Origin of the sequence: uncultured Streptococcus sp., assembly GCF_963528215.1 — a bacterium.
Classification (GTDB): domain Bacteria; phylum Bacillota; class Bacilli; order Lactobacillales; family Streptococcaceae; genus Streptococcus.
Genome location: NZ_CAURVL010000054.1, coordinates 1 through 4,287 on the forward strand (window position 1 = coordinate 1; position 4,287 = coordinate 4,287).

At 48.9% G+C, this 4,287-nt stretch carries 4 protein-coding genes; all 4 read right to left on the reverse strand.

The window, feature by feature from the left end:
• Positions 1–1,139 (reverse strand): histidinol dehydrogenase (gene hisD / locus RWS24_RS10600; protein ID WP_314367380.1); only part of this gene is annotated, 1,139 nt, incomplete at its 3' end.
• Positions 1,136–1,780 carry an ATP phosphoribosyltransferase gene (gene hisG / locus RWS24_RS10605; RefSeq protein ID WP_314367383.1) on the reverse strand — a complete coding sequence of 215 codons (645 nt, stop codon included), beginning with the start codon at positions 1,778–1,780 and terminating at the stop codon, positions 1,136–1,138. The genes hisG and hisD, both read right to left, overlap by 4 nt.
• Entirely contained in the window at positions 1,777–2,766 is a 990-nt protein-coding gene (locus RWS24_RS10610; RefSeq protein ID WP_314367385.1) for an ATP phosphoribosyltransferase regulatory subunit, read from the reverse strand. Before RWS24_RS10610 ends, hisG begins: the two co-directional genes overlap by 4 nt.
• A 55-nt stretch (positions 2,767–2,821) precedes the next feature.
• Entirely contained in the window at positions 2,822–3,880 is a 1,059-nt protein-coding gene (gene hisC, locus RWS24_RS10615; protein ID WP_314367389.1) for a histidinol-phosphate transaminase, read from the reverse strand.
• Positions 3,881–4,287 lie beyond the last annotated feature (407 nt).

Here is a 4,287-nt window from a genome sequence, read left to right on the forward strand (position 1 = left end):
GCTGATGAAAAACGGCTGGTGCTGGTTGTCGGCAAAACGTGATTGGCTCCCGCATAGTAGTCACCAATTGGCTCACTAGTATAGTGTCCCAGAAAGACAGAGCCGGCATTTTCAACCTGATCCAGATAGCTGTAAGCATCATCTATGGCAATCTCCAAATGCTCCGGTGCCACCTGATTCATAAGCTCAAACATAGCTTCCTTCGAAGGTGCAAGGATGATGCGGCCGTTGTTCTCAATCGAAGCACGCGCTATTTCCTCGCGCGGCAGCTCTTTCAGCTGTCTGTCCAGCTCTGCTTCGACTTGGTCCGCCAGCTCCTCCGAGTCAGTTACCAGAATAGCCCGAGCCAGCTTGTCGTGCTCGGCTTGCGACAGAAGGTCAGCTGCCACATAGACTGGACTGGCTGAACGATCCGCAATGACTCCAATCTCAGAAGGTCCGGCAATCATGTCAATTCCCACGACACCATAAACCATCTTCTTGGCCGTAGCCACAAAGATATTGCCCGGTCCAGTTATCTTATCCACCTTGGGAATGCTCTCAGTACCGTAGGCTAAAGCTGCCACTCCTTGTGCTCCACCAATTTGGAAAATCCGATCCACACCAGCCAGCTTGGCGGCAACCAAAATCGCTGGCGTAAAATGCTCTTGGGGCGGTGTAATCATGATGATTTCCTTGACACCAGCAATCTTGGCGGGGATAACATTCATGAGGACGGAAGATGGATAGGCTGCGGTGCCGCCAGGTACATAGGTTCCGACCCGCTCAATCGGCCGAATCAACTGACCACGGATAACGCCCTCACTGGGACTGTCCTCAAAACCAGTCTCCAACTGCTGGCGGTGGTAGGATTCGATATTAGCTTGGGCATTTTTCAAGGCGACCAAGACCTCTGGATCAATCTCCTCAAAGGCCTTGTCAATCAGCTCCTGCCCAATCTCAAAATCTGTCACCTCAACCTTGTCAAAGAGCATGGTATAGTCTCTTAAAGCTTGGTCACCGTCTTGTTTGACCGTTTCTATAATCTCAGCCACCGCTTCTTCCACATCTAAGTTTTGTTGGCTGAGCTGCAGCTGCTCTTCGTATAAAATCCGTGAAATTTCTTCGTTACTTCCGCTTAAACGCTTGATAATTGTCATTTAAAAGCCACCTCTCTTCTTCCTACTAGGGATTCAATCTTTGCCACAAAAGGCATGATATCCGGGTTATTTTTTAGGGAAGCCTGATTAGCAATGAGCCGGGCCGACACCCGACAAATGTCCTCAAAAACCAGCAGGCCGTTAGCTGACAGGGTATGCCCCGTCTCCACAATATCAACAATGGCATCCGCCAGACCCAGCACCGGTGAAATCTCCACACTGCCTTGGATGGAGATGATTTCCACATCTTCCCCTTTTTGATTAAAATAATCAGTCGCCACCGTCGGGTACTTGGTCGCAATCCGCTTGCGCTTGTGATCATGAGGGTCATAGCTGGGCACCGAGGCCAGTGAGAATTTACAAAGCCCAAAGTTCAGATCCAGCAGCTCCAGATAGCCGGTCGGATGCTCAAAGAGAATATCCTTGCCGACAATGCCCAAATCAGCGACTCCATGGCGCACATAGGTCGTCACGTCAGGTCCTTTGACCAAAAGAAAGCGAAAGCGACTGTCTGGACTTTCAAAAATCAAGCTACGCCCCTTGTCTGCCATGAAGGACATATCAAAGCCAGCCTTGGTCAAGAGCTTGACCGTATCTTTCTCAATCCGCCCCTTGGTCAGGGCAATGGTAATCTGACTCATCTGCTGTCACCTTCCTTTCCGCCCTCGTCAGGCAGGTCATCATGAATGGCCTGATAGACACTGTCAATGTCTAGAGACCAGCCGATAGCTGTCAGCTCTGCTGCCCCGAAGCGCTTGAAAAGCTGGTCATAGCGACCACCAGATAGAAAAGCATCTGGCACTCGATCGCCAAAGACCTTGAAGGTCAATCCAGTATAGTAAGGCATGGCAGCTACCTGTCCCAAGTCCATAGTTGTCTGCTCCAGCAAGCCTGATAGGCTCTGCAGAACCTGCTCTACATCATCTAGAGACGTCAATATCCGCTCGTTGTCAACTATCTCTCTAGCCCTAGCTAAAACCTGTTGGCTAGGACCAAACAAATAGGGCAGCTCCTGCAAAAAATCATCAAATTCACTCGATCTGGTCTGGGTGAATTCAAAGAGTCCCGTCCTATTTTTCTTGCGAATATAATCTAGCAGCTGGGCCTCCTCCTGCGAATCCAAGGCCAGACTCTCTAAAATGGTCTGCAGGATTGCCGCATGGGAAAACTCGAACTGATAAGACTTAACCTGCGCCAAATCCAGCGACTGCTTGGCTGTCTTGATAGCCTCAAGCACCGCCTCGCGAGCTGGATAGCCGATAATCTCAATACCAGCTTGACTGAGCTCGTTGGCAAGACCACGCAGCTCTTCTTGATAGTGAAAGACCTTGCCCGAATAGGAAAACTTGGTCGGCGTATGTACCCTGGTCGAAGCAATAACCCGACCAATCTGGCTGGTCACATCTGGCCTCAGCACCAATAGCTCGCCTTTTTTATCGAAAAGATGATAATGATGGGGCTCCACATGGTCACTGAAGACCTCGAAGTGCTCCAAAGTCGGTGTGTCAATCCGATTGAAGCCCTGAGCCATCAGGAAATCACTGATGTCCCGCTCAATCTCGTAGGTCACACGCGCCCTCTTGAAAAGCTTGTCATGCATGCCAATCGGAAGGGTGATTTTATTCATAGGCTGCTTTCCTTTCTTGCTCTATTCTTACACTGGCTGGCTTTGAGTCAAACTCTCAGCTGCTGCAAATTTCCTTGATAGCTGCCAGGACTGTTTCCATCTCCTCTCGCTGTCCGATAGAGATGCGCAGAAAGTCTTTGATTCGTTCTGCTTTTGCAAAATACCGCACATAAATCCGACGCTCTTCTAGCTGCTGGAAAAGCTCAGCTGCAGAGATTCCACTAGGCTGGGCTAGGACAAAGTTGGTCTGACTAGGCAGGACTTGAAAATCCAGCGCAACCAATTCTCCAGCAAACCAATCTCGGATCTCTTGAATGGCTCTACCGGTCTCCAAATAATAATCCCAATCTTCGACTGCCGCAAGAGCTAATCGCTCTGATAACATATCCACTGAGTAAGGATTGATGGAGTCCTTAACAGCTTTCATGACAGCTATTAAGTCTGGATGGCCGATGCCGTAGCCTACCCGCAGACCAGCCAAGGCCGCATCCTTGGAAAAGGTCCGTGTGATAAAGAGGTTGGGATAGGTTTCCAGCAGAGACAGGGCAGATTGACCACCAAAGTGAATGTAAGCCTCATCCACCACCACTACCACATCCTGATTGGACGCCAGAATTTCCTCCAACTGATCCAGCGGCAGATAAATCCCCGTCGGAGCATTGGGATTGGCTAGGATAATGCCGCCATTGTCTCCAAAATAGTCGGAGGGATGGACCTCAAAATCATCTGTCAGTGGGATTTCTCGAAAAGGCACGTGGTAGAGGTCCGCCCAGACCTTGTAAAAACCATAGGTCAAATCCGGAAATAAGACCGACTCGCCGCTGTTAAAGAAGGCCAGGAAAGCCATGGACAAGATGTCGTCACTGCCGTTACCGATAATGAGCTGGTCGGGTGATACACCCAAGTTTGCTGCCAAAGCCTGACAGAGTTCTGCCTGATTTAGGCTTGAATACTTACGCAGATCCTGCGCATTAAATGCCTTCAGCGCCTCTGCCACCTTTGGACTAGGACCATAAGCATTTTCATTGGTATTAAGCTTAATCATGTCTGGCTTATTGGGCTGCTGCCCCGCTACATAGGGATTGATCTGCCTGAGACCTTTTAGCTTAACCATCTTGCCACCTCTCTTTCACACTAGCCATTATCTGACACTTACTTTTGGACTTCTAATAAATGAAAGACGAAATTTACCGCTTTAGTAAAGGAAAATAGGGGAATCTTCTAGTTTAAATATAATAAAAAGCCCTCGCAAAAAACTTTGCAAGGACGTTGACACGTGGTTCCACCTTTATTCGGACCTCAGTCGCCTGAGGACCCTCTAGGAGTACGAGACTCCAGATTGATAACGGCAATCAGCCGTCGGACACTAGTCTCAGACTGCTGACTGATTTCGCATCCGCACTCAAGAATGTGTCGTCTAAGGATTGCATGCCGTCTCACCATTAGGCACTCTCTGTTTCTTGTTTTAGACTTTTTCTCTCATCGCTTTCAATTTATTGTTGAATATTCTACATGAATTTT

Excerpts from the sequence above, each read along its gene's own strand:
- hisG (WP_314367383.1), bottom strand. The coding sequence starts at position 1,780 with ATGAGTCAGATTACCATTGCCCTGACCAAGGGGCGGATTGAGAAAGAT.
- hisC (WP_314367389.1), bottom strand. The coding sequence starts at position 3,880 with ATGGTTAAGCTAAAAGGTCTCAGGCAGATCAATCCCTATGTAGCGGGG.
- RWS24_RS10610 (WP_314367385.1), bottom strand. The coding sequence starts at position 2,766 with ATGAATAAAATCACCCTTCCGATTGGCATGCATGACAAGCTTTTCAAG.